Raw genomic sequence first — 3,264 nt, 5'->3', positions numbered from 1 at the left:
GCGGATGGCAGTGTAGGCGATGAGGATGTCGACCGGTGGGAGGCGGGGCACGAGGAGTTGTTCGCCCGGGCGGTGGGCTCTTTCCGTAGCGAGGCGTCGTCGGCCCAGGCCTGGTTGTATGTCACAGGTCTACTGGCAGCAATGCCGCTAAGATAAGAACCGGCACCAACAAGATCAAATTGATCTTGTTGTTTCGCTGCTGTCTTGGGGTGTGCGGCTGAACGTGTAGCATCCTTCCGCGCGCTGATCGCCACGATAGAATGGTGTGTGGATTCAGCGGAGGAGCCGTCGAGGACGGGACGTCTTACGGACCATATTTCGGTGGGTGTGCTCGCGCGGATTATCTCACGAGATGTCGTGGACGAGGTCCTTACCGAGACAGGTAAGCGGGAGAAACGGGACCGGCTGCTTCCCGCGCACGTCGTTGTCTATTTCGTGGTCGCGCTCGCGGTGTTTCGAGACGGCTACGAGGAGGTCCTGCGTCGCCTGGTGGGCGGCCTGCGGTTCATGGCGGTCTGGCGGGACGAGTGGACGGTGCCGTTGACAAGCGCGCTCAGCCAGGCACGGGAGCGGCTGGCTGAGGAGCCGTTGAAGCTGCTGTTCGAGCGGGTCGCGGTCCCGCTCGAACAGCTGGGCACGGCGGGTGCGTGGCTGCATTCATGGCGGCTCATGGCCATCGACGGTGTCAACATCGACGTTCCAGACACCACGGAGAACCTCACGGCATTCGAGAAGGCGCGCGGCGGTACCCGGCGGCCTTTCCCGCAGATCCGGTTGGTGGGGCTGGTGGAATGCGGCACGCACGCGGTCGTGGCGGCCACGACCGGCAGTATGTGGGACGGCGAAAGGGTAAGCATTCAGGTTCTTTGTTGATGTTGCTGTGGGTAGTCGGGTTGTGAGCCTGGTTCGGATGTTGTTCGGATGCTCGGCGCACCAGGTCTGATGTGTGTGGTGACGTGATGGAGTGCCGCCGCTGGAGGAGATGCCGCTTGAGGGCGTGATCGCTCTCGTGCGCGCGCAGGCGGAGCTGCTCGGTGAGCTGCGGGCGGAGCTGGCGGACCGGGACCGGCAGCTCGAGGACCGGGACAGGGTGATCGCCGAGCTGGTGGCGAAGGTCGCTGACCTGGAGCGCAAGGCGTCGCGGAACTCGAGGAACTCGTCGTTGTCCCCGTCGAGTGACGACGTGGTCCCGGGGCGGAAGACCCCGCGGCCCCCTGCGGGTGGGTCCGGGTCAGGGAAGAAGAAGCGCGGCAAGCAGCCTGGCGCGGACGGGCAGACACTGGCCTGGCGGGAGGACCCGGACCGGGTCGAGCCGCACTTCCCGGTCGGGGCGTGTGGCTGCGGGGCGGCGCTGGCGGACGCGGCGGTGGTGGGGATCGCCCGCTCGCACCAGTCCCACGACCTCACCCCGGCACGGGTCGGCGTTACCCAGCACGATCTCTACCAGGTCGCGTGCGGCTGCGGACGCCGCCACGTGGCCGCCCGGCCGGACGGGGTGTCCGGGGCGCCGGTGTCCTACGGGCCGCAGCTGCGCGCGCTCGCGTTGTCCTTCCTGGTCCGCCAGCACCTGCCGGTCGAGCGGACCCGGGAGGCGATCGTCGAGCTGTGCGGGGTGACGGTCTCGGCGGGCTGGCTGCACTCGCTGCTGGCCCTGGGCGCAGACGCGGTCGAGGAGCCGGTCGCCGAGATCGAACAGCGGATCGCCGGGGAGAAGGTCGCCGGGTTCGACGAGACGCCGCTGAAGGTCGGCCCGAAGGGCGAGAAGCGCTACGTGCTCTCGGCGTCGACGCTGCTGTTCATGCTGGGAGGCCGTGACAAGGCCAGCTTCGGGGTGTTCCTGCTCGGCCGGATGCTCGGGGTCGTCGTCCACGACCGCTACGCCCTCTACGACTGCGAGGAATTCGCCGGTTTCCTCCACCAGTTGTGCGTCTCGCACCTTTTGCGTGACCTCCAGGACGCGGTCGAGACCTACCCGGAGGCGGCCTGGCCGGTCCAGCTCCAGGAGTCGCTGCGCGGCCTGGTCCACCAGGCCAACCTCGCCCGCACGGCCGGGCTGGCCGAGATCCCCGCCGCACTGCGCGACCCGCTGATCGCCGAGTACCGCGGCGCGGTCCGCGTCGGCCTGGCCGACGTCCCCCCGGCCGAGAAGGGCAGGAAGCAGCCGGTTGGCCGCTGCCTGCTCGAATGCCTGCGTGATCGGCAACAGGACGTGCTCCGTTTCGTCTTCGACCTCGATGTGTGGCCGACGAACAACCAAAGCGAACGCGATCTACGGCCGTTCAAGACCCAGCAGAAGATCTCCGGCCGGCTCACCTCCGCCGCCGCGACCGCCTGCCGCCTCCAGATCGCCAGCTACCTCTCCACCGCCCGCAAACACGGCGTCTCCGCCCTGCACGCACTACGCCTCGCGTTCCGCGGCAGCCCCTGGATGCCACCGGCCGCCGTCGTCCCCACCTGACGGGCACCCCGCCCCGCCCGACCCCACCACGCCAGCCCCGCCCGGCGCGGCCCACAGCCATGCCCACGAACCGTCACCTACAGCAAGATCCCTAAACCAGGTGAATGTTTACCCCTGAGCGATGTCACCGAGGCCGACAACGGGATGGGGGTCCTCATCGGCGGCACCACGAACCTGCCGGCGGGCCCGCGCCGCAACCCGGCGGCCACCGCCGCGGGCAAGGTCGGTGGCTTCATGACCAGCAGCTACGGCATCCTGATAATCATCATCGCGGCGCTGGGGTTGCTCTCTCTCGGGTTCCGCGGTGGATTCCGCGTGAAGCGGCCACCATCATCGTGACGTCCGACGATGATATCGCATTGGTATTGTCTAGACTGCGGCGCGAACTGCCCCTCGTCGAGCCTGCAGCGCAGCAATCCCGCGCCGGCTCGACGGTGGATGGAACCGTGATCCACCACCGGAAAGCTCACACGCAGTATGCCGAGAGCCAGTGAGCGGGCAGGCACCAAAAGCATCAATGAGGCGTCATCGCCAGGTCAACAGCGTCCAGCCGGCGGCGGGACAGGGGTGCGGACGCCAGTACTGAGTTCCGGTTGGGCGCCGCGCTGCGTCGGAGGGTTCGCTGAGGCGGCAGCGGGTGCCCACACCAACGATGGCCCGGTCGTGTCCGGCGGAGCGGAATCGGTGCTTGGCCGTGCCCGGGGGCGGCCTCCACGAAGTACACTGGAGGTACTGGAGTTACTGGAGGTACCGATGGCCTGGTGTCAGGCGGGAAGGGAACGGACGCGGCGATGATGGAGCAGGCA

3 protein-coding genes are annotated in these 3,264 nt (G+C 68.0%); all 3 read left to right on the top strand.

Annotated features, from left to right (window positions below):
* Nucleotides 1-267 precede the first annotated feature (267 nt).
* Nucleotides 268-873 (top strand): transposase domain-containing protein, encoded by a 606-nt coding sequence (locus U9977_RS26445; RefSeq protein WP_322751990.1) that lies wholly within the window; start codon nucleotides 268-270, stop codon nucleotides 871-873.
* A gap of 91 nt (nucleotides 874-964) precedes the next feature.
* On the top strand, nucleotides 965-2,458 hold the full coding sequence (gene tnpC, locus U9977_RS26440) for an IS66 family transposase (protein ID WP_322751989.1): 1,494 nt from the start codon (nucleotides 965-967) through the stop codon (nucleotides 2,456-2,458).
* 144 nt (nucleotides 2,459-2,602) lie between these two features.
* Nucleotides 2,603-2,797 carry a hypothetical protein gene (locus U9977_RS26435; protein ID WP_322751988.1) on the top strand — a complete coding sequence of 65 codons (195 nt, stop codon included), beginning with the start codon at nucleotides 2,603-2,605 and terminating at the stop codon, nucleotides 2,795-2,797.
* Nucleotides 2,798-3,264 lie beyond the last annotated feature (467 nt).

Source organism: Protofrankia sp. Cas8, from assembly GCF_963555845.1.
Classification (GTDB): Bacteria; Actinomycetota; Actinomycetes; order Frankiales; family Frankiaceae; genus Protofrankia.
The sequence above is the reverse complement of the archived record's forward strand: the minus strand, read 5'-3'. Positions and strand labels throughout refer to the sequence as shown.

Coding starts and splice junctions, on each gene's coding strand:
- U9977_RS26435 (WP_322751988.1), top strand. CDS start 2,603: ATGGGGGTCCTCATCGGCGGCACCACGAACCTGCCGGCGGGCCCGCGC.